This is a genomic window from Phycicoccus sp. HDW14 (assembly GCF_011383005.1).
GTDB lineage: Bacteria > Actinomycetota > Actinomycetes > Actinomycetales > Dermatophilaceae > Phycicoccus.
The window spans coordinates 2,584,888-2,609,833 of record NZ_CP049935.1 but is presented as its reverse complement, the minus strand read 5'-3'; the positions used below and the strand labels follow the sequence as shown (position 1 = coordinate 2,609,833).

General features: G+C 75.3%; 20 protein-coding genes and 1 pseudogene. 13 read left to right on the top strand and 8 right to left on the bottom strand.

What is annotated here, in order from left to right; all coding sequences use genetic code 11:
• Positions 1-66: 66 nt before the first annotated feature.
• On the top strand, positions 67-1,119 hold the full coding sequence (locus G7075_RS12670; protein ID WP_166122274.1) for an NAD(P)-dependent oxidoreductase: 1,053 nt from the start codon (positions 67-69) through the stop codon (positions 1,117-1,119).
• Between the two features lie 18 nt (positions 1,120-1,137).
• On the opposite strand, the gene G7075_RS12665 is transcribed toward G7075_RS12670, so the two are convergent.
• Positions 1,138-2,526, bottom strand: a complete 1,389-nt coding sequence (locus G7075_RS12665) for a hypothetical protein (RefSeq protein WP_205860493.1) — start codon at positions 2,524-2,526, stop codon at positions 1,138-1,140.
• Positions 2,527-2,650: 124 nt separating this feature from the next.
• Here G7075_RS12665 and G7075_RS12660 point away from each other — a divergent pair, with 124 nt between their 5' ends.
• The 8 genes and pseudogenes from G7075_RS12660 to G7075_RS12625 all read left to right on the top strand — a co-directional run bounded on the left by G7075_RS12660 (position 2,651) and on the right by G7075_RS12625 (position 10,133).
• A complete protein-coding gene (locus tag G7075_RS12660; protein ID WP_240917593.1) occupies positions 2,651-3,310 on the top strand; it encodes a glycosyltransferase family 2 protein in 660 nt (219 codons plus the stop codon).
• 202 nt (positions 3,311-3,512) lie between these two features.
• Positions 3,513-3,743 (top strand): annotated as a pseudogene (locus G7075_RS22860) (DUF2064 domain-containing protein); the annotation flags it as partial.
• 250 nt (positions 3,744-3,993) lie between these two features.
• Positions 3,994-5,214 (top strand): molybdopterin-dependent oxidoreductase, encoded by a 1,221-nt coding sequence (locus G7075_RS12650; RefSeq protein WP_240917592.1) that lies wholly within the window; start codon positions 3,994-3,996, stop codon positions 5,212-5,214.
• A complete protein-coding gene (locus G7075_RS12645; RefSeq protein WP_166122270.1) occupies positions 5,211-5,639 on the top strand; it encodes a hypothetical protein in 429 nt (142 codons plus the stop codon). The genes G7075_RS12650 and G7075_RS12645 overlap by 4 nt, the downstream gene beginning before the upstream one ends.
• Positions 5,636-6,331, top strand: a complete 696-nt coding sequence (locus G7075_RS12640) for a class I SAM-dependent methyltransferase (protein WP_166122268.1) — start codon at positions 5,636-5,638, stop codon at positions 6,329-6,331. Before G7075_RS12645 ends, G7075_RS12640 begins: the two co-directional genes overlap by 4 nt.
• Before the next feature lie 65 nt (positions 6,332-6,396).
• Positions 6,397-7,101, top strand: a complete 705-nt coding sequence (locus G7075_RS12635) for a response regulator transcription factor (protein WP_166122266.1) — start codon at positions 6,397-6,399, stop codon at positions 7,099-7,101.
• Positions 7,101-8,114: a sensor histidine kinase KdpD gene (locus G7075_RS12630; protein WP_166122264.1), complete on the top strand. Its 1,014-nt coding sequence runs from the start codon at positions 7,101-7,103 to the stop codon at positions 8,112-8,114. Before G7075_RS12635 ends, G7075_RS12630 begins: the two co-directional genes overlap by 1 nt.
• A 165-nt stretch (positions 8,115-8,279) precedes the next feature.
• Positions 8,280-10,133, top strand: coding sequence for an alpha/beta hydrolase (locus tag G7075_RS12625; RefSeq protein ID WP_166122262.1), 1,854 nt, complete (start codon positions 8,280-8,282; stop codon positions 10,131-10,133).
• An 81-nt stretch (positions 10,134-10,214) separates the two neighbouring features.
• Here G7075_RS12625 and ppsA read toward each other — a convergent pair whose 3' ends face one another.
• The 6 genes from ppsA to G7075_RS12600 form a co-directional block, all read right to left on the bottom strand.
• On the bottom strand, positions 10,215-12,584 hold the full coding sequence (gene ppsA, locus G7075_RS12620; protein ID WP_166122260.1) for a phosphoenolpyruvate synthase: 2,370 nt from the start codon (positions 12,582-12,584) through the stop codon (positions 10,215-10,217).
• Positions 12,585-12,687: 103 nt separating this feature from the next.
• On the bottom strand, positions 12,688-13,524 hold the full coding sequence (locus tag G7075_RS12615) for a pyruvate, water dikinase regulatory protein (RefSeq protein ID WP_166122258.1): 837 nt from the start codon (positions 13,522-13,524) through the stop codon (positions 12,688-12,690).
• 4 nt (positions 13,525-13,528) lie between these two features.
• On the bottom strand, positions 13,529-13,972 hold the full coding sequence (locus tag G7075_RS12610; RefSeq protein WP_371814067.1) for a lactate utilization protein C: 444 nt from the start codon (positions 13,970-13,972) through the stop codon (positions 13,529-13,531).
• A gap of 10 nt (positions 13,973-13,982) precedes the next feature.
• Positions 13,983-15,647, bottom strand: coding sequence for a LutB/LldF family L-lactate oxidation iron-sulfur protein (locus G7075_RS21280; protein ID WP_240917591.1), 1,665 nt, complete (start codon positions 15,645-15,647; stop codon positions 13,983-13,985).
• On the bottom strand, positions 15,644-16,345 hold the full coding sequence (locus G7075_RS12605; RefSeq protein WP_240918051.1) for a heterodisulfide reductase-related iron-sulfur binding cluster: 702 nt from the start codon (positions 16,343-16,345) through the stop codon (positions 15,644-15,646). Before G7075_RS12605 ends, G7075_RS21280 begins: the two co-directional genes overlap by 4 nt.
• 65 nt (positions 16,346-16,410) lie before the next feature.
• Positions 16,411-18,156 carry an L-lactate permease gene (locus tag G7075_RS12600; protein ID WP_166122254.1) on the bottom strand — a complete coding sequence of 582 codons (1,746 nt, stop codon included), beginning with the start codon at positions 18,154-18,156 and terminating at the stop codon, positions 16,411-16,413.
• Between the two features lie 159 nt (positions 18,157-18,315).
• On the opposite strand from G7075_RS12600, the gene G7075_RS12595 reads away from it, so the two are divergent.
• The 4 genes from G7075_RS12595 to G7075_RS12580 all read left to right on the top strand — a co-directional run bounded on the left by G7075_RS12595 (position 18,316) and on the right by G7075_RS12580 (position 24,474).
• Entirely contained in the window at positions 18,316-19,059 is a 744-nt protein-coding gene (locus G7075_RS12595) for a FadR/GntR family transcriptional regulator (protein ID WP_240917590.1), read from the top strand.
• 209 nt (positions 19,060-19,268) lie between these two features.
• Positions 19,269-22,532 (top strand): bifunctional lysylphosphatidylglycerol synthetase/lysine--tRNA ligase LysX, encoded by a 3,264-nt coding sequence (gene lysX / locus G7075_RS12590; protein ID WP_240917589.1) that lies wholly within the window; start codon positions 19,269-19,271, stop codon positions 22,530-22,532.
• On the top strand, positions 22,529-23,641 hold the full coding sequence (locus tag G7075_RS12585) for an esterase family protein (RefSeq protein WP_166122250.1): 1,113 nt from the start codon (positions 22,529-22,531) through the stop codon (positions 23,639-23,641). The genes lysX and G7075_RS12585 overlap by 4 nt, the downstream gene beginning before the upstream one ends.
• Positions 23,638-24,474, top strand: a complete 837-nt coding sequence (locus G7075_RS12580) for an SGNH/GDSL hydrolase family protein (RefSeq protein ID WP_166122248.1) — start codon at positions 23,638-23,640, stop codon at positions 24,472-24,474. Before G7075_RS12585 ends, G7075_RS12580 begins: the two co-directional genes overlap by 4 nt.
• Positions 24,475-24,515: 41 nt before the next feature.
• Here G7075_RS12580 and G7075_RS12575 read toward each other — a convergent pair whose 3' ends face one another.
• The gene (locus tag G7075_RS12575) at positions 24,516-24,899 is read right to left on the bottom strand and encodes a RidA family protein (protein WP_166122246.1); all 384 of its coding nucleotides are present in this window, start codon (positions 24,897-24,899) and stop codon (positions 24,516-24,518) included.
• Positions 24,900-24,946: the final 47 nt, after the last annotated feature.

Sequence of the window (24,946 nt, the reverse complement as noted above, 5' to 3'; positions counted from 1 at the left end):
AGGTTGGGACCCGAGTGGTCGAGGGCCGGGCGCCACCCGGGTGCACGGCTGGGCCAGACTCGGACCATGCGAGTCCTCCTCACCGGCGCGGCCGGGTTCATCGGGACGGCGACGGCCCGCGAGCTGCGCGGCCGCGGCGCCGACGTCGTGCCCGTCGACCTCCTCCTGCCCCAGGCCCACGGGGAGGCGACCCGCAGCGACCCGCCGGAGGGCCTGCACCTCCTCGACACACGGGAGGCCGGCGACTGGGCCCACCTGCTCGAGGGCGTCGACGTCGTCGTCCACCTCGCCGCGATGGTCGGGGCCGGCGTCACCGCCGACGACCTGCCGCTGTACGCCGGTCACAACGACCTCGGCACGGCTGCCGTCCTCGCGGCGATGCACGGCCGCGGGGTCCGCGGCTTCGTCCAGGCCAGCTCGATGGTCGTCTACGGCGAGGGGCGCTACACCTGCGTCGAGCACGGGGCCCAGGCGCCGGGGCCGCGGACCCGCGAGCGTCTCGAGGCCGGTGACTTCGACACCCCCTGCCCGGTCTGCGGGGGCCCGCTCGACTGGGCGCTCGTCGACGAGTCGGCACCGCTCGACCCCCGCAGCTCCTACGCCGCGAGCAAGGTCGCCCAGGAGCACTACGCGACGGCCTGGGCCCGGCAGTCGCCGGGCGCAGCGGTCTCGCTGAGGTACCACAACGTCTACGGGCCGGGGATGCCCCGGGACACGCCGTACTCCGGTGTGGCGGCGATGTTCCGCTCCTCGCTCGAGCGCGGCGAGCCGCCGGTCGTCTACGAGGACGGGCGGCAGGTGCGCGACTTCGTCCACGTCGACGACGTCGCGCGGGCCAACGTCGCGGCGGCCCTGGCCGTCGGTGGGCACGCCGACGGGTCGCACGTCGCCTACAACGTCTGCTCCGGTCAGCCGGTCACCATCGCCGACGTGGCCCGGGCCGTCGCTGCCGGCACGGGGTCGGGGCTCGAGCCGCGCGTCACCGGGCAGTTCCGCATCGGCGACGTGCGGCACGTCGTGGCCTCGCCGCAGCGGGCTCGCGACGAGCTGGGCTTCACCGCGCAGGTGGCCCCGGACGACGGGCTGGCGGCCTTCGCGACCGCCCCGCTGCGCGCCTGACCGGCGGGCGGACCGCCGTCACCAGACGGTGCGGACGAGGTGCTGGAGGAGCAGGGCGGCCACGGCCTGGGCGACCAGCCCCCACCGCCTCCAGCGCTCCGGCAGCCAGACCACCGCGAGCAGCATCCACGGCAGGAAGGGGAGCCAGATCCGCTCGACCTCGGCCTTGCTCATGAGCGAGAGGTCCGCGACCGCGACCATCGCCACCCCGGCCCCGACGAGGGCCGCCACCGGGTCGGGGCGCCGCCGGGCGACCAGCTCGCGCAGCCGTGGCGCCCCCGCCCCGAGGGCGGCGGGGAGCATCGGCCCCGCCACCAGGAGCGCGGCTCCGAGGTTGCCGAAGACCCAGTACCACGCGGGTCGCCTGCTCGCGATACCGGCCCAGTAGCGTTCGTGGAGAGCCGGGTACGCCTCCCACCACGCGAAACCCAGGGGGACGAACGCGAGCACGACGGCGAGGGCCGACACGCCCCCGACGGCCCCCACGACGAGCCGCTGCCGCGCGGACCCCGGCCCGGCCAGCAGCACGGCGACGGCGAGCGCCCCGAGGAGGACCAGGCCGTAGGACTCCATGAGGCACCAGCCGAACAGCAGGCCGCCGGCGACGGCGAGTCCCGCCCGCGCGACGGGGGTGCGGGCCGCGGTCGCGGCGGCGAGCGCCGCGGCAGCCCACGCCGCGGTGGTCGCGAACACCGCGTCCGCCGAGACGGCCATGAGCATCGCGGCCGGCCCGACGACGAGGAACGGCAGCGCGCGCCGCGCGGCGTCGCGGGCGCCGAGCCGGTCGAGGGTGGTCGCGACACCGGCGGGAAGGGTGGCCGCCACGAGCACGACGACGAGGCCCGCGGCCTGCCACGAGCCCAGCCCGATGCGGTCGAGGCCGATGAACATCAGCACGGCGCCCGGCGGGTGCCCGGCGAGGTGGGTCGGCAGGGTGCCCGGCTCACCCCTGTCGGGGATGTGGGCCACGTACTCGCGCAGGAGGGCCCCGACGTCGTCGGTGGCCTGCGCGCTCCGGAGGTACTCGCTCGGGTCGTCGAGGATCCGTCCGAGCCCCGACGGGCCGTCGACGAGGGCGAGCGCCACCATCCAGACGAGCGAGACGGCCCACGAGAGGAGCAGGAGCCGCCGCCAGGTGAGGCGTTCGAGCGCGGCGGTCAGCCCGCCCCACGCGGTGACGGCGACGACGGCCAGCACCACGAGGCTGCTCCGGCCGACGCGCAGCGCCCAGTCCCCGAGCAGCGGCTCGGCCCGCCCGGCCAGCACGTCGACCCCGAAGAGCCCGGGCACGACCATGGCGGCCACGACGACCACGGCGGCGAGGGCGAGACCCCGGCGGGCCCGGCGTCCGGCGTCCGGGGAGGCCTCGACCCGGGCGGGGGAGCGGTCGGTGGTGGTCGGGGACATGCGCCCAAGGATGCCCCGGCCGCCGCGGGGACCGGCACGCAGCAGCCCCCGAACCTCGACCCGTAAGCGGTTGGTAAGTCTTCTGACCTGCCCCGACACCCCGGGCCCACCTACGGTCGGGGACGTGGACCTCGACTGCGACCTCGTCATCCCCTGCCGCGACGAAGCGGCGGCGCTCCCCGGCGTCCTGGCCGCCGTGCCCGAGGGGATGGGGGTGCTCGTCGTCGACAACGGCTCGCGCGACGGCACACCCGACGTCGCCCGTCGGCTCGGCGCGCGGGTGGTCGACGAGCCCCGACCGGGCTACGGCGCGGCCGTCCACTCGGGGATGGAGGCGGCCACGGCCACCTACGTCGCGGTGCTCGACGGTGACGGGTCGATGGACCCGCGCGACCTCCTCCCGCTCCTCGCCGAGGTGCGCGCGGGGCGCGCCACGATGGCCTGCGGACGTCGCCGGCCGGCAGCACGCGGCGTCTGGCCCTGGCACGCGCGGGCGGGCAACGCCGTCGTCCTCGCCTGGCTGCGCCGCCGGACGGGCATCGGCCTGCACGACATCGCCCCCGTCCGGGTCTGCCGCCGCGAGGACCTCCTCGCCCTCGGGGTGCGCGACCGCCGCTTCGGCTACCCCGTCGAGCTGCTCGTCCGGGCCCAGCGCGCCGGCTGGACCCTCACCGAGCACCCCATCCCGTACCACCCGCGCGCCGAGGGCACCCGCTCGAAGGTGTCCGGCTCGGTCAAGGGCACGCTGCGCACCGCGCGCGACTTCGCGAAGGTCCTCCCGTGAGGGGCAGCGTCCTCGTCATGGCCAAGGCGCCCGTCGCGGGCCGGGCCAAGACGCGGCTCGCCGGGCTCGCCGGGCCGGAGGGCGCCGCGGAGCTGGCAGCGGCCGCCCTGCTCGACACCCTCGAGGCCGCAGCCGCCGCCTTCCCGCGGGCCATCGGGTCCTCGCGCTCGACGGTGACCTCGGGACCGCCCGACGCGGCGACGAGCTGCTCGAGGCGGTCCAGGACTGGGTCGTCGTCCCCCAGGGCGGGCAGACCTTCGGCGAGCGCCTCGTCGACGGGCACCGGCAGGCCCACCGGGTGGCCGGCGGTCCCGTCGTCCAGGTCGGGATGGACACGCCGCAGGTCCGCCCCGAGGCGCTGCTCGACCTCGTGGACACGGCGATCCGGCGCGGCGGCCCGGTGCTCGGTCCGGCGCTCGACGGTGGCTGGTGGGTGCTCGTCACGACGCACGCCCGACAGGCCGCCGTCCTCTCCGGGGTCCCGATGAGCCGCCCGGACACCGGCCGGCTCACCGCCGCGGCGCTGGCCTCCGCGGGGACCGCCCCGCCCTGGCCGAGCCGGCCCGTGACGTCGACCTCCCCGAGGACGCCGCGGCCGTGGCCGCCCTCGCGCCGGACACCCGGTTCGCGGCGACCTGGCGGGCCCTCGTGGGGGCCGACCTCGGCACCGCCCGGAGCGAGCCGTGAGCGAGCGGGCCCTGCGCGGCGTCGCGGCGCGGATCGACGCGCGCATCCCGCGGCCGGAGTCGTTCACGAGCGGGCTGCGCGGCCCACGCACCACCGCCCGGATCGGGACGTGGCTGGCCGTCACCTTCACCATCGCCTTCGTCACGGGCCTCTACAGCCACGCGTCGCAGCTGGCCACCCCGCCCCTGACCCTCCCGAGCGGCCCGTCCCGGCTCTACCAGGTGACCCAGGGCCTGCACGTGGCGGCCGGGACGGCATCGGTCCCGCTGCTGCTCGTCAAGCTGTGGTCGGTCTTCCCGCGCCTGTTCGTCCGGCCGCCGCGGGCCGGCCGCGAGCTCGTCCTCAACCTCCTCGAGCGGGTCTCGATCGCGCTCCTCATCGGGTCGGCGATCTTCCAGCTCGCCACCGGCCTCGCCAACTCGGCCCAGTGGTACCCGTGGTCCTTCGACTTCATCCGGGCCCACTACGCGCTCGCCTGGGTGGCCATCGGTTCGCTCGCGCTGCACGTCGCGGTCAAGCTGCCGGTCATCCGCCGGGTCTTCACCGAGCCGGTCGACGGGCCCGCCGACGGGTTCGACGACGGGCCGCGCGACGGGGCGGCGGAGCCGGGGCACGACGGCGTCCCGACGCGACGGACCCTCCTGCGCGCGACGTGGGTGTCGGCGGCGGTCGCCGTCGTCGTGACCACCTCGGTCGAGATCCCGGGACTGCGCCGCCTCGCCGTGCTGGCCGTGCGCTCGGGACAGGGGCCCCAGGGCGTCCCGATCAACCGGAGCGCGGTGGGCGCCGACGTGGCCGGCCTGTTCGACGACCCCGCCTGGCGGCTGCGCGTCGTCGGGCCGGTCGACACCGTCGAGCTCTCCCTCGACGACCTGCGGGCGATGCAGCAGCGCTCGGCCGTGCTGCCCATCGCCTGCGTCGAGGGGTGGAGCGCCAGCGGGGAGTGGGGTGGCGTCCCCGTGCGCGACCTCGTGGCGCTCGTCGGCGGCGGCCCCGACGACGACGTCGTCGTGCGCTCGATGCAGCCCCGCGGCGCCTACCGCGAGAGCCGGCTGCCGGCCAACTTCGTCCGCAACCCCGACAGCCTGCTCGCCCTGACCCTCGCCGGGGAACCCCTGCACCGCGACCACGGCTTCCCGTGCCGGCTCATCGCGCCCGCGAGACCCGGTGTGCTGCAGACCAAGTGGGTCCGCGAGGTCGAGGTGGTGAAGGCATGAGGGTCGTTCGCGCCGTCCTCGGCCTGCTCGGTGCCGGTGCCGCCGGCTACGGGGTGCTCCGCCTGCTGCGGCTCCCGTCGGAGCAGGTCCTCGCCGTCCTCGTGTGGGCCTTCGGCGGGATCGTCGCGCACGACGGTGTGCTCGCCCCGCTCGTCGTCGGGCTCGGGCTGGCCGCGACCGCGCTCGCCCGGTGGCTGCGGCCGTCGCTCGTGGTGCTGCTCGTCGTCCTCGGCCCCCTGACCCTCGTCGCCGTGCCGGTCCTCGGTCGGTTCGGGGCCCGGTCGGACAACCCGACGCTGCTCGACCGGCCCTACCTCGCCGGCTGGCTGGTGGTCGTGGGCCTGGCCGTCGCCGTGGCGGCGGTCACCGCCCTCCGGGCGCGGCGCTCGTCGAGCGGCGACCCCGTCCCGGGACCCCCGGCATGAGCATCGACTCGAGCGCCGCCCCCGCCTGCTTCGGCCGCGGCGGCGAGGAGCCCTACGACCACGCACTGCGTACCGGCGGCCCGCTCCACCTGCACGAGGACACCTCTGCCGGAGGTGGGTCCGTGACCTCGCGGCCGGTCGAGGTCGGCCGCTTCCTGGCCGGCGCCGACCGCGTCGAGCGCCGGCTGCTCGCCGGGACGACAGGCTCGGTCCTCGACGTCGGCTGCGGCCCGGGGCGGATGGTCGCCGAGGCGCGCCGGCGCGGTCGCCCGGCGCTGGGGGTCGACGTCTCGCCGGCGTCGGTGCACCTCGCGTCGACCCGCGGCCTCCCGGTGCACCTCGGGTCGGTGTTCGACGCCGTCCCGCACGCCGGGCGGTGGGACGTCGTCCTCCTCCTCGACGGCAACGTCGGCATCGGGGGCGACCCCGACGCCCTGCTCGGCCGGTGCCGCGAGATCGCTTCGCCCGCAGGGCTGCTCGTCGTCGAGGCCGCTCCCGATCGGCACCGGTACCGCCGGTACACCGCACGGGTCTCGAGCTCGTGCGGTCGGGGCAGCGATGCCTTCCCGTGGGCCGAGGTGGGCGCCGACGCCCTCGTCGACCCGGCGCGCGGAGCGGGCTGGCGACCGGTCCGCGAGGTGCGCCGCCGGCGCCGCACCTTCGTCGTGCTCGCGGCCGAGGTCGGTTCGTGACGCACGCCGGTGTGCCGTCCACCCGGCCCGTGGCCACGGTGACCTCGCCTGCCTACGCTGGGGGCGTGCCCACCGTGCTGGTCGTCGACGACGACGCCGTGCTGCGCGAGGTCGTCTCGACCTACCTGCGCCGCGCCGGGCTCTCGGTGCTCGAGGCCGACGACGGGGTCGAGGCCGTCGCCCTCGCCCGCTCGGCGGCCCCCGACATCGTCCTGCTCGACCTGACCCTCCCCGGCCTCGACGGGTTCGAGGTCTTCCGGCGGATGCGCACCCACCGCGGGGACCTCCCGGTGATGATGCTCACCGCCCGCGGCGACGAGTCCGACCGGGTGCTCGGGCTCGAGCTCGGCGCCGACGACTACCTCGCCAAGCCGTTCAGCGCCCGCGAGCTCGTGCTGCGGGTGCAGGCCGTCCTGCGCCGCACCGAGCCCACCCGCCCGACGCCCGCGGCGCCCGCACCCGGACCACTCGTCGACGGCGACCTCGTCATCGACCGCCGACGCCACGAGGCCCGGCTCGGCGACCGGCCGCTCGCCCTGACCGTGCGCGAGTTCGACCTCCTCGAGCACCTCGTCGCGCGCCCGGGCACCGCGTTCTCGCGCGCCCAGCTCATGCACGACGTGTGGGGCTGGGACCACGGTGACGAGTCCACCGTCACCGTCCACGTGCGGCGGCTGCGCGAGAAGGTCGAGGACGACCCGTCGAGCCCCCGCCGCCTCTGCACCGTGTGGGGTGTCGGCTACCGCTGGGACCCCCGGACGGTGTCCTGATGCTCGCCGTCGTCCTGCTCAGCGCGGCGACCGCGGTCGTCGTCGGGCTCCTCGGCGCCGCCGTCGTGGCCGGGCAGGCGCGCCGCCGGCTCGCCCTCGCCGCGGTCCTCGCGCCGGTCGTCGTCCTCGTCATCGTCTCCGCCGGGGTCGCGGCGGCCGCCGAGAGCATGTTCATCAGCGGGCACGACCACGCCGTCGTGCTCGTGGTCCTCGCCACCTGCCTGCCCATCGCCGCGGCGTTCGGCTGGCTCATCGCGTCGCGGGTGCAGGCCCTCGTGCGGCGGTCGGTCGAGGAGGCCACCGAGCGCGAGCGGGACCGCGAGGTGGAGGCCGGCCGGCGCGAGCTCGTCGCCTGGGTGTCGCACGACCTGCGGACGCCGCTGGCCGGCATCCGGGCCATGGCCGAGGCGCTCGGTGACGGTGTCGCACCGCCCGGCTCGGACTACCCGGCGCGCATCCTCGCCGAGACCGACCGGATGTCCGACATGGTCGGCGGGCTGCTCGCCCTCTCCCGGCTCCAGTCCGGCTCACTGGTGCTCGACCTCGGGTCGGTCGACCTCGCCGACCTCGTGTCGGACGCCGTCGCCTCGGCCCGGCCGGTCGCCGAGCAGCGCGGCGTCACCGTCGCCGCGTCGGCCGAGCGGTCGGTCGTGGCGCGCGTCGACGCCGCCGAGCTCGGCCGGGCCCTCGGCAACCTCGTCGCGAACGCGGTGACGCACACCCCGGCCCGCGGTGTGGTCCACGTGCGGCTGAGCGCCGGCCCCGACGGCGCCCTCGTCACGGTCGACGACGAGTGCGGTGGCATCGCCCCCGACCAGGCCCAGCGCGTCTTCGAACCCGGGTGGCGGGCCAGCCGGGGTCGCACGCCGGGCTCCGGCGTCGGGGCGGGCCTCGGGCTCGCCGTGGCCCGGGGGATCGCCCGCGCGCACGGCGGCGACGTCGAGGTCACGCCGGCCCACGGCGCGGGCTGCCGGTTCCTCCTCAGCGTCCCGTCCGGGGCGCCGGCCGCCTGAGGGCGCGAGCCGGGCTCCCGCGCCCGCGAGGCCGCGGAGGTGGCCGTTCGACCCTGAGTAGCCGTACTCGTTGCGCCGGTGGTTCCCCACCCGCCACAGTGAGCAACGATCCGGACCGGGCGCCCAGCAGGAGGGCCCGGGGACGCGGACGAAAGGGGACCTCCCATGGCACGACGACCAGTGGTCACCGGGGCGCTCGCGGCGCTCGCGGCCGCGGCCACCGTCACCTCCCTCGCGGTCGGCCCGGCGGCCGTCGCGTCTCCGACGCGCGCAGGGGCCGCGTCGGCGACGAGCACGCTCTCGCCGGCCGACGAGGCACGCAAGGTCGACCGGGTGAAGACCCCACGGCCGCACTGGTTCACGTGCGAGGCCTTCGCCCCGGGGGCCGAGTGCGCCACCGTCGCGCTCCCGCTGGACTACGACAACCCCAAGGGCGCCCAGACCCACGTCGCCGTGCTGCGCCTCACCGCTCGCGACCCCGCGCACCGCATCGGCACGCTGTTCGTCAACCCCGGTGGCCCGGGTGGCTCCGGCGTCGAGATGGCCTCCTTCGCACGGCAGTTCCTCAGCCCGGCCGTGCTCGACAAGTTCGACGTCATCGGGTTCGACCCGCGCGGGACGAACTTCAGCGACCCGGTGCGTTGCTGGCCCAACCTCGGCGACCAGTTCGACGCCCTCGAGCCGATCTTCTCGATGCCCTTCCCGTTCACCCGACCCGAGCTGCGCGCGTACTCCCGTGCGGCCGAGGACTTCGGGAAGGCCTGCTCGACGCGCGGGAAGACGCTCGCGGGGTCGATGTCGACCGCCGAGGTCGCCCGCGACATGGACGTCCTGCGCCGGATGGCCGGTGACTCGAGGCTGACCTACCTCGGGTTCTCCTACGGCTCCTATCTCGGGACCGTCTACTCCTCGATGTTCCCGAGCCGCGTGCGCGCCGTCGCGATCGACGGGGTCATCGACCCGGTCCGCTGGGCGGGCACCACGTCGACGGCCTCGACGCCCCAGACCCAGCGCATCCGGTCCGGCGAGGGTGCGGCCAAGGCGCTGCAGGAGATCCTCAAGCGCTGCAAGGCCGCGGGCAAGGACTACTGCGGGTTCGCCGCACTGGGTGACCCGGCGGCCACGTACGCCGAGATCGTCGCCGAGCTCAAGGCGGCCCCCGTCGTCATCTCCGACCCCGACACCGGCGAGGTCTTCCTCGAGCTGTCGTGGCCGGTGCTCACCTCGCTGCTGCTCGGCGACCTCTACTCCCCGGACGCGGGCTCGTTCGTCGACATGGACCTGACGGCCGTGGCCTCCCTGCTCGAGGAGGAGTTCCCGGCCGGCACGACCGCGGCCGCGCGCCAGGACAAGCGGCAGGCCGCCGCGCGGACCCTCCTCGCCTCGCGGGTGAAGGCCCGCGAGACGGCCTCGAAGGCCGCGATCGCCGAGAAGCGTCGGCTCGCCCGCACGGTGGGCTGGGCCTTCCCGTACGACAACAGCCCGGAGGCGTTCCAGGCCGTGACCTGCACCGACGGCCGCAACCCGTCCCGCGCGCGGGACTGGGCGACGTACGCCGCGGCGGGCGACCGCACCGCGCCGGACTTCGGCCGGCTGTGGACCTGGGCCTCCGCGCCCTGCGCGACGTCGACGTGGACGGTCAAGGACGAGGACGCCTACCGCGGACCGTTCACCCGCGCGACGAGCAACCCCGTCCTCGTCGTCGGCAACCTCTGGGATCCGGCGACGAACTACCGCGGCGCCGTGGCCACCTCGCTGCTGCTGCCGAACAGCCGGCTGCTGACGAGCAACAGCTGGGGCCACACCGCCTACGGCACGTCCGACTGCGTGACCGGTGCCGTGGACCGGTACCTGCTGACCCGGAAGGTGCCGGCCATGGGTGCCTCCTGCGTGGGCGACGTCCAGCCGTTCACCGAGCCGCTCGAGGGCGACCCGGGCCCGTCGCTCCGCGGCCGCACCGGTGGCCGCAGCCTCCCACCGGTGGTGCCGCCGCTGCCGGGAGCACTGCCCCGCGGCTGACCCCGCGCACGCGGACCGGCGGGTGGCCCATGACGGGGCCACCCGTCGGTCCGTGCGCTCCGGGCGCCCGGGGGACGGCCGTCAGCCGCGTCGGGCCAGGCGCAGCCAGGTGTCCACGACGGTGTCGGGGTTGAGCGACATCGACTCGATGCCCTCGTCGACGAGCCACTCGGCGAGGTCGGGGTGGTCCGACGGGCCCTGACCGCAGATGCCGACGTACTTGCCGCGCTCGCGGCAGGCGCGGATGGCCATCGACAGCAGCGCCTTGACCGCGGGGTCGCGCTCGTCGAAGGAGCCCGCCACGAGGGCCGAGTCGCGGTCGACGCCGAGCGTCAGCTGGGTGAGGTCGTTGGACCCGATCGAGAACCCGTCGACGTGGTCGAGGAAGGCGTCGGCGTTGACGGCGTTCGAGGGCAGCTCGCACATCATGACGACCTGGAGGTCGTTCTTCCCGCGCTCCAGGCCGTGGCGGGCGAGCAGCGCGATGACGCCCTCGACGTCGGCGACGGTGCGCACGAACGGGATCATGATCTTGACGTTGGTCAGGCCCATCTCGTCGCGTACGTGGCGCAGCGCCTCGCACTCCATCGCGAAGCACTCCGCGAAGTCGTCGGACAGGTAGCGGGCCGCGCCGCGGTACCCGAGCATCGGGTTCTCCTCGTGCGGCTCGTAGCGCCCGCCGCCGAGGAGGCCGGCGTACTCGTTGGACTTGAAGTCGGACAGGCGCACGATGACCGGCTCGGGCGCGAAGGCGGCCGCGAGCATCGAGATGCCCTCGGCGAGCCGCTGGACGAAGTACTCGCGCGGGCCGGCGTACGCGGCGATGCGCTCCTCGATCTCCTGCTTGATGCCGGGCTCCTGGTCGTCGAGCTCGAGGAGGGCGCGCGGGTGGATGCCGATCTGCCGGTTGACGATGAACTCGGTGCGCGCCAAGCCGATCCCGCGGTGTGGCAGGCGCGAGAACTCGAAGGCCTGCTCGGGGGTGCCGACGTTCATCATGATCCGCGTCGGGATCTCGGGCATCTCGTCGAGGGTGGTCTCGGAGACGGTGAACTCGCGCAGGCCGTCGTAGACGAAGCCGGTGTCGCCCTCGGCGCACGAGACGGTGACCTCGCGCCCGTCGGCGAGCTCGTGGGTGGCGGTGCCGGTGCCGACGACGGCGGGGATGCCGAGCTCGCGGGCGATGATCGCCGCGTGGCAGGTACGACCACCGCGGTTGGTGACGATGGCGCTGGCGCGCTTCATGATCGGCTCCCAGTCGGGGTCGGTCATGTCGGCGACGAGCACCTCGCCGGGCTGGAAGTCGTGCATCGCGCCGATGTCGGTGAGGACGCGGACCGCGCCGGCGCCGATCTTCTGGCCGATGGCGCGGCCCTCGACGACGACCGGGCCGCGCTCCTCGAGCCGGAACCGCTGCTGCACACCGCCGGCCGCGCGCGACTTGACCGTCTCGGGGCGGGCCTGGAGCACGTAGAGCTTCCCGTCGAGGCCGTCGCGGCCCCACTCGACGTCCATCGGCCGGCCGTAGTGCTCCTCGATGCGCAGCGCCGTGCGCGCGAGCTCGGTGACCTCGTCGTCGGTGAGGCTGAGCCGGCGCTGGTCGGCGACGTCGACCGGGACGAACTCCGTGGTGCGGCCCACCGTCGCGTCCTCGGTGTAGACCATCTTCGTCGCCTTGGCGCCGACGCCCCGCTTGAGGATGGCCGGGCGGCCGGCGCGCAGCGCGGGCTTGTGGACGTAGAACTCGTCGGGGTTGACCGCGCCCTGGACGACGCCCTCGCCGAGGCCGTAGGCGCTCGTGACGAACACGGCGTCCTCGAACCCGGACTCGGTGTCGATGGTGAACAGGACGCCCGAGGCGCCGATGTCGGAGCGGACCATCCGCTGCACGCCCGCCGAGAGGGCGACGACGTCGTGGTCGAAGTCGCTGTGCACGCGGTAGGCGATGGCGCGGTCGTTGTAGAGGGAGGCGAAGACGAGCCGGATGGCGTGCAGGACGTTGTCGATCCCGCGGACGTTGAGGAAGGTCTCCTGCTGCCCGGCGAACGACGCGTCGGGCAGGTCCTCGGCGGTGGCGCTGGAACGCACGGCGAAGCTCGCCTCGTCGCCGGCCTCGCCCGCGAGCCGCTCGTAGGCGGCGCGGATGTCGCGGTCGAGGTCCTCGGGGAACGGCTGGGCCTCGACGGCCTCGCGGATCTCGTGGCCCACCTCGGCCAGGCGCCGGGTGTCGTCGACGTCGAGGTCGCGCAGCAGCCCGGAGATGCGCTCGGCCAGGCCGGTCTCCCCGAGGAAGCGGCGGTAGGCGTCGGCGGTCGTGGCGAAGCCGTCGGGGACGGCGACGCCGGCCGCCGAGAGGTGCTGGACCATCTCGCCGAGCGAGGCGTTCTTGCCGCCCACGGACTCGACGTCGTCGAGGCCGAGCTCGCGGAACCAGCGGACGGTGGTGGTCATGGCGGGGGTCCTTCCGGGGGACGGGTCGCGCGTGGTGGTGCGGGGGTGGTGGTGCGGGTCGACGGGGGACGTCGGGGGGCGACGGACAGGATGACAGCCCGGCTCAGCCGGAGCCCTTCAGCTGCCGCGTGTGCATGATCACGGCGGCCATCTCCTCGACCGACATCCCGGCCGAGTTGATGACCGGGAGGCGGTGGGCCCGGTAGAGCTCCTCGGCCCGCTTGAGCTCCCACGAGCACTGCTGGAGCGAGGCGTAGGGGGAGTCGGGCCGGCGCTCGCTGCGGACCTGGCTGAGCCGGGCCGGCGTGGAGGTGAGCGCGACGCACCGGTCGAGGTAGGGGCGCACCGCCTCGGGGAGCTCGCTGGCGCGCAGGTCCTCGTCGACGAGCGGGTAGTTGGCCACCTTCACCCCGTGCTGCAGCGCGAGGTAGAGCGACGTGGGCGTCTTGCCGCAGCGCGACGGCGCGACGAGCACGAGCTCGGCCTGTGCGAGGTTGCGCAGGCTCGCACCGTCGTCGTGCTCGAGCGAGAAGTCGATGGCCTTCATCCGCCGCTCGTACCGGTGGATGTCGCCGAGCCCGTGCAGGGCCGGCACCTTGGGGCTCGCGTTGACGTGGAGCACCCGCTCGACGATGTCGAGGTGGCTGCCGAACAGGTCGATGAACGCGCACCGGGTGCCGCGCAGCACCTCGCGCAGCTCCTCGTCGGCCACGCTGGAGAACACGATGGGCGTCGTCGACTCGGTGACCGCCGCGTCGAGCTCCTCGACGACCCGGTGGGCCTGCTCGACCGTCGTGATGAACGGGATCTTCCGGCGCACGAAGTCGACGGTCGGGAACTGGTTGATGATGAGGTTGCCCAGCGTCTCCGCGGAGATCCCCGTCCCGCCGGCGAGGAAGAACACCGGTGTGGGGGAGGCCTGCCGGGCATCGGCGGTCATCCGCTCAGACCTCCTCGTCGACGAGCACGACCACGAGGGTACGCGGCCCGTGCACGCCCTCCACCCGCTCGAGCTCGATGTCGCTCGTGGCGCTCGGGCCACTGACCCACGTGAGGGGCCGGGCGTTCCCGGGCTCGGGGCGCAGCCGGGCGACCGCCTCCGGGACGTCGTGCACGACCTGCCCGGCGCGCACGACGCAGACGTGCACGTCGGGGACGAGGGTCAGGGCGCGGCGTCCCTGGTCCGGGCCGTGGTCGAGGACGATCGTCCCCGTCGTGGCGATGCCCAGGGCCGCGGCGGTGACGACGGCGTCCACGGCATCGAGCTCGGCGTCGAGCGTGACGTCGGCCTCCGCCGTCAGGGTCGCGACACCGGCGACGGCGCCGGCCCACGCAGCCTCGAGACCGGTCGGCAGCACGGCTGTCGCACAACCGTGCTCGCGCAGCACGGCCGCCACCTCATCGGCGACGCCCTGCGGGGCGACGCGCCGAACCTCGGCCCGGTAGTCGGCGACGTTCTCGGCGAAGAGGTCGAGGGTCGCGGCGCGGCCGGGCGAGGGCTCCTCGACGGCGGTGGTCGGCGCGCGGTCGGCGGGGGTGGTCGTCACGTCGGCGGTCGCCCCGCGGACGCGGGCCAGGATCTCGTCGCGGGCGCTCATCGGGTCCCCTCCCGCGCTCGCGGGACCACCACTGGCGGAAGGTCTCGGTCGGTGGGGTCGGCACGTCGCGGGCGTTGCTCCACGCGCCGAGGCCGGGCACCGTCCGGATGGTCCGGTCGCCGAGCAGCCGCCCGGCCGTCGTCGCCGCCCGCTGCGCGGCGGAGAGCCGCTTCGGGTCCGACAGCACCCACGCGGCGGCGGCCATCGCGGCCGACTCGGCGGTGCGGCCCTCCTGCTCGACGACCCGACCACGCAGCTCGACGAGCAGCTCGGGGATGTCGATGCGGACCGGGCAGGCGTCGAAGCAGGCCCCGCAGAGGCTGGAGGCGTAGGGGAGGGACTTGTCGACGTCGCTCGCGGTGCCGCGCAGCATCGGGTTGAGCACCGCGCCGATCGGGCCGGGGTAGACCGAGCCGTAGGCGTGCCCGCCGGTGCGCTCGTAGACCGGGCAGACGTTGAGGCACGCCGAGCAGCGGATGCAGCGCAGCGCCTGGCGCCCCACGCGGTCGGCGAGGACGTGGCTGCGGCCGTTGTCGAGAAGGACGACGTGCACGTCCTGCGGGCCGTCGCCGTCGTGGGCGCCGCTCCACATCGTCGTGTACGGGTTCATCCGCTCGCCGGTGCTCGAGCGGGGGAGCAGCTGGAGCATCGGGGCGAGGTCGTCCCACGTCGGCAGCACCTTCTCGATGCCGACGACCGACACGAGCGTGTCGGGGAGGGTCAGGCACATCCGGCCGTTGCCCTCGGACTCGACGACGACGAGCGTGCCGGTGTCGGCGACCGCGAAGTTGGCGCCCGACACCGCGACCTTGGCCCGGAGGAACTTCTCGCGCAGGTGCAGCCGGGCGGCCTCGGCGAGGCGCGCGGGGTCGTCGGTCAGGTCGTCGGGTGCGGGGCGCCCGACGGCGGCCATCTCGCGGCGGAAGATGTCGCGGACCTCGCTGCGGTTGCGGTGGATCGCCGGCACGAGGATGTGGCTCGGGCGGTCGTGGCCGAGCTGGACGATGAGCTCGGCGAGGTCGGTCTCCCAGGCGTTCACCCCCGCGGCCTCGAGGGCCTCGTTGAGCTCGATCTCCTGGGTGACCATCGACTTGACCTTGACGACCTCGTCGACGCCCTTGGCCTGCACGATGCCGAGCACGATGGCGTTGGCCTCGGCCGCGTCCCGGGCCCAGTGCACGGTCGCGCCGTTCGCGGTCAGGCTCGCCTCGAGCTGCTCGAGGTAGTCGCCGAGGTGGGCGAGCGCCTCGTCCTTGGCCTCGGCGCCGGCGACGCGCAGCGCCTCCCACTCCGGGACCTCGGCGACGACGCGCGCCCGCTTGTCGCGGATCGTGTGCGTCGCGTGCTTGAGGTTGCGTCGCTGCTGGGTGTTGGCCAGCGCCTCGCGGGCGGCGGTGGGGAACTTCGGCATCCCGACGAAGACCGGGGAGGTCTCCTGCACGGGGCCGGGGGTCGTGGTGGTCATGCCGGGTCCTCCTCGGTCGAGGCGAGGACCTCGGCCAGGTGCAGGTGGCGGACGCCCGCCCGCTGCCGACCGAGGATGCCGCCGATGTGGGCGAGGCAGGAGTTGTCGCCGGCGACGAGCACCTCGGCGCCGGTGTCGACGACGGCCCGGGCCTTGTCCGAGCCCATCGCGACCGAGACGTCGGCGTTCTTCATCGCGAAGGTGCCGCCGAACCCGCAGCACTCGGTGGCGCCGGGCAGCTCGACGAGGTCGATGCCGCGCACCGCCCGCAGCAGCTGCAGGGGCCGGTCGCCGACCCGCAGCATCCGCAGCGAGTGGCACGTCGGGTGGTAGGTGACGCGGTGCGGGAAGTACGCGCCCACGTCCGTGACGCCGAGGACGTCGACGAGCAGCTCCGAGAGCTCGAGGACCTTCGGCACGGTGTGCTCGACCCGGCTCGCGAGCCGGTCGTCGCCCGCGAGCTCGACGATGCCGCGGTGCTGGTGGCGGACCGAGCCGACGCACGACCCGGACGGTGCCACGACGGCGTCGTAGTCCTCGAAGACGTCGACGAAGCGGCGCACGAGCGGGAGCGCCTTGGCCCCGTACCCGGTGTTGGTGAGCATCTGGCCGCAGCAGGTCTGGGCCTCGGGGAACTCGACGTGGCAGCCGAGCCGCTCGAGGAGGCGGACGGTGGCCGTGAGGGTGCCGGGCCACATCGTGTCGTTGAAGCACGTGGCGAACAGGGCGACCCGCAGGTCGGTCGCCGGGCGGGGGGCGGCGCTCACGGCAGCATCCACGACAGGACCGTCGACTGCAGGCCCACGAGGAGGCACATCGCGACGATCAGGCCGATGCTCCATGGCAGGACCTTACGGAGGATGTCGGCCTCGCGCCCGAGCAGTCCCACGGAGGTCGCGGCGATCGTCAGGTTCTGCGGGCTGATCATCTTGCCGACCACGCCGCCGGAGGTGTTGGAGGCGACGAGCAGCGTCGGGTCGATGCTGGCCGTCTGCGCGGCGCTCTGCTGGAGCGTGGCGAAGAGGGCGTTGGCGCTCGTGTCCGAGCCGGTGACCGCGGTGCCGATCCAGCCGAGCGTCGGGCTGAGGTAGGCGAAGAGGGCGCCGGTGCCGGCGATCCAGGTGCCGATGACGATGGTCTGGCCGGAGAAGTTCATGACGTAGGCCAGGGCGAGCATCGAGGCGACGGTGAGGAAGGCCCAGCGCATCCGGCGGACGGTGGCCCGGGCCTCCGCGGCCCAGCCCCCGAGGCCCACGGCGTAGACGAGCGCGACGACGAGCGAGCAGAGCAGGAGCATCGTTCCCGGCGAGCTGAGCCACGGCAGCGTGTAGGTCGTCGCGGCGCTGGGCCTGCCCTTGAGGGTCAGCACCTCGCCGGACAGGCCGGGCCACGGGACCTTGACGTCGGTGGTCGCGAGCCAGGTCTTCACCGGGGTCACGAGCTTGGCCACCGCGAAGACGGCGATGACGAGCAGGTAGGGGAAGAGGGCCATCACGATGCGCCCGGGCGTGAGGTCGCGGGAGCGGCGGGCGAGCTCGTCGGCCGAGACGGCGTGGGCGTCGGCCGGCGCGCTGCCGCTGCCGGTGCCGCCGGAGCCCGCCGCACCGACGGAGGCGAGCTCGCGCTCGCGCTCGACCTGCATCGCCTCCAGGGCGACCTCGCGGCCCCGCGGCTGCCAGACCCTGAGGAAGAGGACGGCGGCGGCCAGGCCGGCGAGCGAGGCGATGATGTCGGTGAGCTCGACGGAGACGTACGTCGCGGCGAACCACTGGGCGACGGCGAAGGTCAGCCCGACGACGACGGCCACCGGCCAGGTCTCGCGCACCCCGCGGCGTCCCCCGGCCATGAGCACGAGCAGGAGCGGGACGAAGGCGGCGAGCACGGGGGTCTGGTGCCCGACGTAGGCGCCGATCTCGTGGTACGGGATGCCGGTCAGGGTGCCGGCGGTGATGATCGGTGTGCCGACGGCGCCGAACGCCACGGGCGCGGTGTTGGCGAGGAGGACGACCGCGGCGGCGCGCAGGGGCGAGAAGCCGAGGGCCATGAGCATGACGCCGGTGATGGCGACGGGGGCGCCGAAGCCGGCGAGCGCCTCGAGGAGACCACCGAAGCAGAAGGCGATGATGATGGCCTGGATGCGCGGGTCGTCGCTGATGAGGTGGAAGGTCGCGCGCAGGTCCTCGAAGCGGCCCGAGCGCACGGTCACCTGGTAGAGCAGGATCGCCGTGAAGACGATCCACATGATCGGGAAGAGGCCGAAGGCCGCTCCCTGGGTCGCCGAGAGGACCGCGAGGTGCACGGGCATCCCGAAGGCGAGCCACGCGACGAGCACCGCGACCGCGACTGCCGTGAGCCCGGCCCAGTGCGCCTTCCACCGCAGCACCCCGAGGGTGACGAAGACGGTCACGAGCGGGAGCAGCGCGACCAGGGCGGAGAGGGTGAGGCTGCCGCCCACCGGCGTGAGCTCCGGTCGGAACTCGGTGGGGCCGAGCAGGGGTGTCGTCGTCATGGGGTCCTCCGGTCGCACGTCTCTGGGCGGTCGTCCAAATGGTCAGACCATTCGGGATGCGTTGACGGTAGGGGCCGCGAAGGGGCGGTGTCAATGGTCTGACCATTATTGGTCCGACCATTCGGCGTGTCGGGCGCCGCCGCGTGGCATCCTGAGCGCGTGACGACCTTCGAGCCGGTGCCCGCCGCCCGCGACGACAGCGGTCTGCGGGCCTTCGAGCTCGTCCTGCGGTGGGTCGACGAGCGCATCCTCGGCGGGGACCTCGAGGTCGGCGACCACCTGCCGCCCGAGCGCGAGCTGGCCGGGCTGCTCGGGGTCAGCCGCGCGGCGGTCCGCGAGGCGGTGCGCACGCTGCAGGCCCAGGGGGTGGTGCGCTCGTCGGTCGGGGCCGGCTCGGCCGGGGGCACCGTGCTCACCGCCGTGCCGAGCGGGGCCCTGGGCCGGCTGCTGCGCCTGCACGTGGCGCTCGCCGCCTTCCCGCTGCCCGACGTCGTCGAGGTCCGCATCGCCCTCGAGCGCCTCAGCGTCCGGCTGGCCGCCACCCACGCGAGCACCGACGACCTCGTGGCGATGCGCGACCTGCTCGACCAGATGGCCGACCCGGGCATCGACCGCGCGCGGTTCAACGACTGCGACACCGCCTTCCACGTGGCGCTCGCCGCGGCGGCCGGCAACGCGCTCGCCCGCGACCTCACCTCGGCGATCCGCGAGTCGATGCGCCTGCCCATCCTCGACCGCTTCCGCAGCCTCGAGGTCTGGGAGGACGTGGCGCCCGTGCTGCGCGGCGACCACGAGGCGATCTTCGCGGCGGTCGCGGCCGGTGACGGCGACGAGGCCGCCGCGCTGACCGAGCACCACATCCGCTCGGCCTGGGTCGCGCTCTCCGCGCCCCACCCCGCCTGACGCCCTCCCGGGGCGCCCGCCGGAGCGGTGTCGCAGCACGCCGACCCGTGTTCAGCCAACTCCCAGTCGGCGTGCAGCCCGAGGCCAGCGGTGGGGCGTACTCCTGCCTCGTGAGCAGCGCGCGGAGGGCAGGGTCGGGACGGGGTCGGACGACGGAGCGGGGTGCGTCGCCGGGGCACGGGTCGCGCAGGGTGCGCACCGCCCGGGTGGTGACCGCCGGCTACGCCCTCGGCACCGCGACGGCGCTCGGCGTCTGGCTGTTCGCCACCCCCTCGCACCGGCCGACGGTGGGAGAGCAGCTGTTCGGGGTGCTCAACGTCCCGGTCGCGCGCTCGGTCCTGTCCGTCGTCACCCTGGCCCTCGTCACGGGGGCCCTCCTCACCCGGCGGCGGGCCGGCCTGCTCGCCGCCGCCGGGTTCCAGGTCGTCGGCATCGTCGTCGGCGTGCTCGCCCTGCTGCCCCGCAGCTCGATGTCGTGGCTCGACGTGTGGCGCTCCCGAGGGGCCCTCGGCCGGGTCCTCGACGTCGTCGCGCTCGTGGTCGGGGTCGCCGCCCTCGTCCTCCTGTGGCGGGCCCGCCGCGAGTTCCGGGCTTCGCTGGGTGCGCGGCACGTCGGCGCGGCCGTCGTCGTGTTCGTCGGCGGGGTGGTCGGCACGCTGGTGGTGGCGGGCGGGCTGCTCGAGCTCACCGAGCGGGACGGGGCGACCCCCGGCGCCCTGGCCCGCGCGGTGCTCGACGTCGTCGCCGGGGTCGGGGGCGGGCACCGGGCGGCCGGGCTGCCGGGCCATGCCGCGCCCTGGGTCACCGAGGTCGTCGCGACGCTCGCCGGCCTCGTACTCGCCGTGACCGCGCTCGTCCTCCTACGGCCCGCGGCCTGGCACCCGCGGTGGCGGCCGGAGGACGAGGTGGAGGTGCGTGCCCTGTTGCGGGACAACGGGTCCGCCGACTCGCTCGGGTACCTCGCGACGCGGCGTGATAAGGAGCTGGTCTTCTCGCCCGACCGGCAGGCGGTCGTGGGCCACGCCGTCGTCGCGGGGGTCTCCCTCGCCGCGGCCGACCCGGTCGGCGCGCCCGCGTCGCGGGCCGCGGCCGTGCACGCCTGGCTCGAGGAGGCCCACCGCGCCGGCTGGGTCCCCGCGGTGGTCTCCGCGAGCGAGGACGGCGCCCGGCTCTACCGGGCCGCGGGGCTGCGGGTCGGGACGATGGGCGACGAGGCGGTCCTCGAGCGCGACACCTGGGACCCCGCGAGCCCGGCCCGACGCTCCGTCCAGCGAGCGGCCCGCCGGGCCCGCCGGGCCGGTGTCGTCGTCTCGTGCGTGCGGCAGGGTCGGATGTCGGCCGCCGAGCTCGCCGAGGTCACCGCGGCCGCCGAGCGGTGGCGGGGGGAGGAGCCGGAGCGAGGGTTCTCGATGGCCCTCGGCCGGGCGGCCGACCCCGCCGACGCCCGGGTCCTGCACGTCCTGGCCCGCACCGGGGAGGGCCGGCTCGTCGGCCTGCTGACCTTCGTGCCGTGGGGCCCGTCCGGGATCTCGCTCGACGTGATGCGGCACGACCCTTCGGGCCCGAACGGCGTCACCGAGCTCATGGTCGTCGAGCTGATGGGCCGGGCCCGCGACCTGGGGGTGGCCCGCGTCTCGCTGAACTTCTGCATGTTCCGCGCGACGCTCGGGTCGGCGGACGGGGTCGCGACCTCGTCGCTGACGCGGTGGGGCGCCCTGGCCCTCGGGCGGCTCGACGCCATCTGGCAGCTCGAACGGCTCTACCGGTTCAACCGCCGGTTCGACCCGGTGTGGGTGGGTCGCTACTACTGCGTCCAGGACCCGGCGTCGCTGCCCCTCGTCGCGTTCGCGGCGGGACGGGCCGAGGGCTTCCTGCCGTCCCGGCGCGCCCGCACGGAGGGCGCGGCCCCGGACGGCGCGCTGCTCGAGCGCATCCGCGGGCTCGAGGAACCCCGCACCGAGCGCCTCGGGCCACCCCTCGGGCGCCGCGAGCGCGACCTGCGCCGCCGTCGCCTCGCGATGCTCGAGGCCGGGCGCGAGCCGCACCCGCCCGGCCGGGGCCGCCCCGGCGACACGGTGGCCGGCCTGCTCGCCGACTGGCGCGACGGTGCGCAGGTCGAGGTGTGCGCGCGGGTGCGGCGGGTGCGCGACCACGGCGGGGTCGCCTTCCTCGACCTCCTCGACGCCGGTGCGTCGGTCCAGGCCCTGCTCGAGGGCCGCGACCCCGTCGACGAGCTGACCCGGTTCGTCGACCCGGGTGACCTCGTGCGCGTCTCGGGGACGCTGACGACCTCGCGACGCGGCGTCCCGAGCATCGCGGTCCGGCGTTGGTGGACCGAGGCCAAGGCGGTGCGCCCGGTGCCCTTCGACGGGCTGCGCTCGGCCGGGGCGCGCACGCGCGACCGGACGGCCGACCTGCTCGTGCACCCGGACGGCGCGGAGCTGCTGCGACACCGGTCCGCGGTGGTCGCCGCGCTGCGACGCACGCTCGCCGAGGAGGGCTACCTCGAGGTCGAGACCCCGGTGCTGCAGTCCGTGCACGGTGGGGCCAGCGCGCGTCCGTTCCGCACGTGGAGCAACGCCTACGGGCAGGACCTGTGCCTGCGCATCGCGCCGGAGCTCTACCTCAAGCGCCTGCTCGTCGGCGGCCTCGGACCGGTGTTCGAGCTCGGGCGCAACTTCCGCAACGAGGGTGCGGACGGCACGCACAACCCCGAGTTCACCGCGCTCGAGGTCTACCAGCCCTACGGCGACCAGGAGTCGATGCGCGTCCTGGCCCAGCGTCTGGTGCGCGCGGCGGCGGTCGCCGTGCACGGTGCCCCGGTCGTCCCGGTGCCGCCACCGGACCGGCTGCGGCAGGGGCTGGAGGGCGTCCCGCTCGTCGCCCTCGACGAGGCCTGGCCCCAGGTGCCGGTGCTCGACGCCGTCGGTCGCGCGCTGGGGGAGCCGGTGACGCCCGACACCGAGCGGGGCGACCTCGTGCGCCTCGCCGCCGGGCGCGGGCTGGAGGTCGACCCGTCGCTCGGCGCGGGGGAGCTGGTCGAGCGCCTGCACGGCGAGCTCGTCGAACCCGTGACCGCCACCCCGACCTTCTACACGCACTTCCCGAGCAGCACCTCCCCGCTGGCCCGGGCCGACCGTGAGGACCCCCGGCTCGCCGAGCGCTGGGACCTCGTCGTCGCGGGGATGGAGGTCGCGACGGCCTACAGCGAGCTGACCGACCCGCTCGAGCAGCGCGACCGGTTGACCCGGCAGTCGGTGCTCGCGGCCGGCGGGGACCCCGAGGCGATGGAGCTCGACGAGGACTTCCTCGCCGCCCTCGAGCTCGGGATGCCCCCGGCCGGCGGCCTCGGCATCGGCGTGGACCGGCTCGTCATGCTCCTGACCAACCGGCCGGTCCGGTCGGTGCTGGCCTTCCCGTTCGTCCGCCCCGAGCGCCGCGGGTCGGTCGCCGTCGAGGAGGTGTCGGCATGAGCCTCACCGGCCGGGGGCTCGTCGTCCTCGTCGCGGGCCTGCTCGTCGTCGTGTTCGTCGCCGCCCTGCTCGACGTGCCGCGCCTGCGTCGGCCCCTGCCGGCGACGGCGGCCCGCGGTGCCAAGGTCCTGCTCGTCGGGGCCCTCGCGGTGCTCCTCAGCGGCGTCGTCCTCAACGACCAGTACCTGTTCTACGTCTCGTGGGGTGACCTCGTCGGGTCGACCGGGACGGGGACGACGACCTCCTTCGGCGGTGGGGCCGGCGCGGCATCGGCGCTCGCGCGGCTCGGACCGGGGCTGCGCCGGCTGCACCCGCCGAGCTCGCTGCCCCCGCTGCCGCAGCCCGGGCGGAGCCTCCAGGAGTGGACGGTGCCGTCGAGCAGCCTCGGGGCGGCCGTCCGGGTCTTCGTCGAGCTGCCCCCCGGCTACGACCCCGCGAGCCCGCGCACCTACCCCGTCGTCGTCGGGCTCCACGGCTTCCCGAGCGTGCCGCTGTCCTACGTCGGGGCGGGCCTGCCGCGTGCCGAGGAGCAGCAGGCCGCGGCGGGGCGGATCGCCGACGCCATCATCGTCGTCCCGCAGGTCAACGCCCCGGAGGGCTACGACACCGAGTGCGTGAACGCCGCCGGAGGAGGGACGCAGGTCGACACCTGGCTCGGCTCCGAGCTGCCGCGCTGGGTCGTCGGTCACCTGCGGGTGCGGACCGACCGCGAGAGCTGGGCCGCGGTGGGCTACAGCTTCGGCGGCTGGTGCGCGGCGTCGGTGACGCTGCGCCACCCGGACGTCTACGGCGCGTTCATCGACCTCCAGGGGTACTTCCGGCCCGACTTCGGCACGACCCACGCACCGGACGTGCCGGGGCTCTCGGGGTACGACCTGGTCCGCCTCGAGCAGAAGCACCCCGTGCCCGTCTCCGCATGGGTCGAGACCTCCCGCCAGGACTCGCTCTCGTACCCGAGCACCTCGGCGTTCCTCCGCGCCGTCCGCGCACCGACGGCGGTCAGGGCCGTCGTGCTCGCGCGCGGCGGTCACCGGTCGGCGGTGTGGCAGCCGCTGCTCCCCAGTGCCTTCCGGTGGCTGGGGCGGACCCTGTCGGGCTTCCACCCGTGAGGTGGACGCGACGGGTCGTCGGGTCGCGGGCCCGGGCGCGGCTGGCCGTCGTCGCGGTCCTCGTGGGGGCCGCGGTCACGGCGGCGGTGCCCGGGCCGTGGCGGCCGCACGAGCTGAACTCCTCGGTGCTCGACGTCGTCGCGCTCGGCGACTCGGTGCCGACCGGCCACGGCTGCGACTGCCGCAGCTTCGCGCAGGTCGTCGCCGACGACGTGGGCGGTCAGGTGGGGCGGCCGACCCGGCTCGACGACGACGCCGTCGACGGGGCGACGAGCGAGGACGTGCTCGACCGCGTGCACCAGCCGCAGGTCCGCGCCGACCTCGACTCTGCCGCACTGGTGCTCGTGATGGCCGGGGCCAACGACGTGCCCCTCGACCCCGGTACCGGGTCGGCCTGCCCGTCCTCGGGCGACCGGAGCTGCCTCGGGCCCACCGTCACCGCGCTGCGGACCGCGCTGACGGGGACGGTGCGCGCCGCGCAGGCCTCGCCCTCGCACCCGGTCGTCGTGCTGATCGGGTACTGGAACGTCGGGGTGGACGGAGCCGTCGCCCGCGGACGGGGAGCGGACTTCCTCGCCAACAGCCGGGCGGTGACGAGCACGGTGAACGACGTCATCGCGCAGGTGGCGCGCGCCACGGGGTCGGTGTACGTCGACTCCTCGGCCGCGCTCCTCGGACCGCAGGGGTCACGCGACCCGACGCCCGACCTGCAGGACGACGGCGACCACCCGGACGACGACGGCCACCGGCGCATCGCCGCGGCCGTCACCGCGGCCCTGCGGACCTCCGGCGCCCTGGCGACCCTGCGCGACCGGACCGTCCTGCGGCCGTGACCGCGGATGACGGACGTCCCCGTCCTCACGACGGCTCCCGGTCAGGCGGGCCCGACCGCGACGGCCTCGACCTCGACGAGGAGCGCGGGGTCGGCGAGGCCCGCGACGACCAGCAGCGTGGTGGCGGACGGGTCCTCGCCGACGAACTCGGCCGCGGCCTCGACGAAGCCCGGCACGGACTCGCCGGTCGTGAGGTACACGCGCTGCGACACGATGTGCTCCGGCCCGAGGCCCGCCTCGGCGAGGACCGCGTGGACGTTGGCCACGGCCTGCCGGGTCTGGGCGTCGATGCCCTCGGCCGGGGTCCCGTCGGCGCCGATGCCGACCTGGCCGGAGACGTGGACCGTGCGGCCCGGTGGCACCTCGATGCCCTGGGAGTAGAACGGTGAGCGCGGGACGGACGGGGGGTTGAGCGAGCGGCGCATGGCAGGTCCTCCTGGGTCGAGGCCCCGGCGGGACCGGTGCACCGACC

What these genes read in the sequence shown, in the direction of transcription:
- G7075_RS12670 (WP_166122274.1), top strand. Translation starts at nt 67, where the DNA reads ATGCGAGTCCTCCTCACCGGCGCGGCCGGGTTCATCGGGACGGCGACG.
- G7075_RS12640 (WP_166122268.1), top strand. Translation starts at nt 5,636, where the DNA reads ATGAGCATCGACTCGAGCGCCGCCCCCGCCTGCTTCGGCCGCGGCGGC.
- G7075_RS12575 (WP_166122246.1), bottom strand. Translation starts at nt 24,899, where the DNA reads ATGCGCCGCTCGCTCAACCCCCCGTCCGTCCCGCGCTCACCGTTCTAC.
- G7075_RS12630 (WP_166122264.1), top strand. Translation starts at nt 7,101, where the DNA reads ATGCTCGCCGTCGTCCTGCTCAGCGCGGCGACCGCGGTCGTCGTCGGG.
- G7075_RS12625 (WP_166122262.1), top strand. Translation starts at nt 8,280, where the DNA reads ATGGCACGACGACCAGTGGTCACCGGGGCGCTCGCGGCGCTCGCGGCC.
- G7075_RS12615 (WP_166122258.1), bottom strand. Translation starts at nt 13,524, where the DNA reads ATGACCGCCGATGCCCGGCAGGCCTCCCCCACACCGGTGTTCTTCCTC.
- G7075_RS12665 (WP_205860493.1), bottom strand. Translation starts at nt 2,526, where the DNA reads ATGTCCCCGACCACCACCGACCGCTCCCCCGCCCGGGTCGAGGCCTCC.
- G7075_RS21280 (WP_240917591.1), bottom strand. Translation starts at nt 15,647, where the DNA reads ATGACCACCACGACCCCCGGCCCCGTGCAGGAGACCTCCCCGGTCTTC.
- G7075_RS12645 (WP_166122270.1), top strand. Translation starts at nt 5,211, where the DNA reads ATGAGGGTCGTTCGCGCCGTCCTCGGCCTGCTCGGTGCCGGTGCCGCC.
- G7075_RS12600 (WP_166122254.1), bottom strand. Translation starts at nt 18,156, where the DNA reads ATGACGACGACACCCCTGCTCGGCCCCACCGAGTTCCGACCGGAGCTC.
- ppsA (WP_166122260.1), bottom strand. Translation starts at nt 12,584, where the DNA reads ATGACCACCACCGTCCGCTGGTTCCGCGAGCTCGGCCTCGACGACGTC.
- G7075_RS12605 (WP_240918051.1), bottom strand. Translation starts at nt 16,345, where the DNA reads ATGTGGCCCGGCACCCTCACGGCCACCGTCCGCCTCCTCGAGCGGCTC.
- G7075_RS12585 (WP_166122250.1), top strand. Translation starts at nt 22,529, where the DNA reads ATGAGCCTCACCGGCCGGGGGCTCGTCGTCCTCGTCGCGGGCCTGCTC.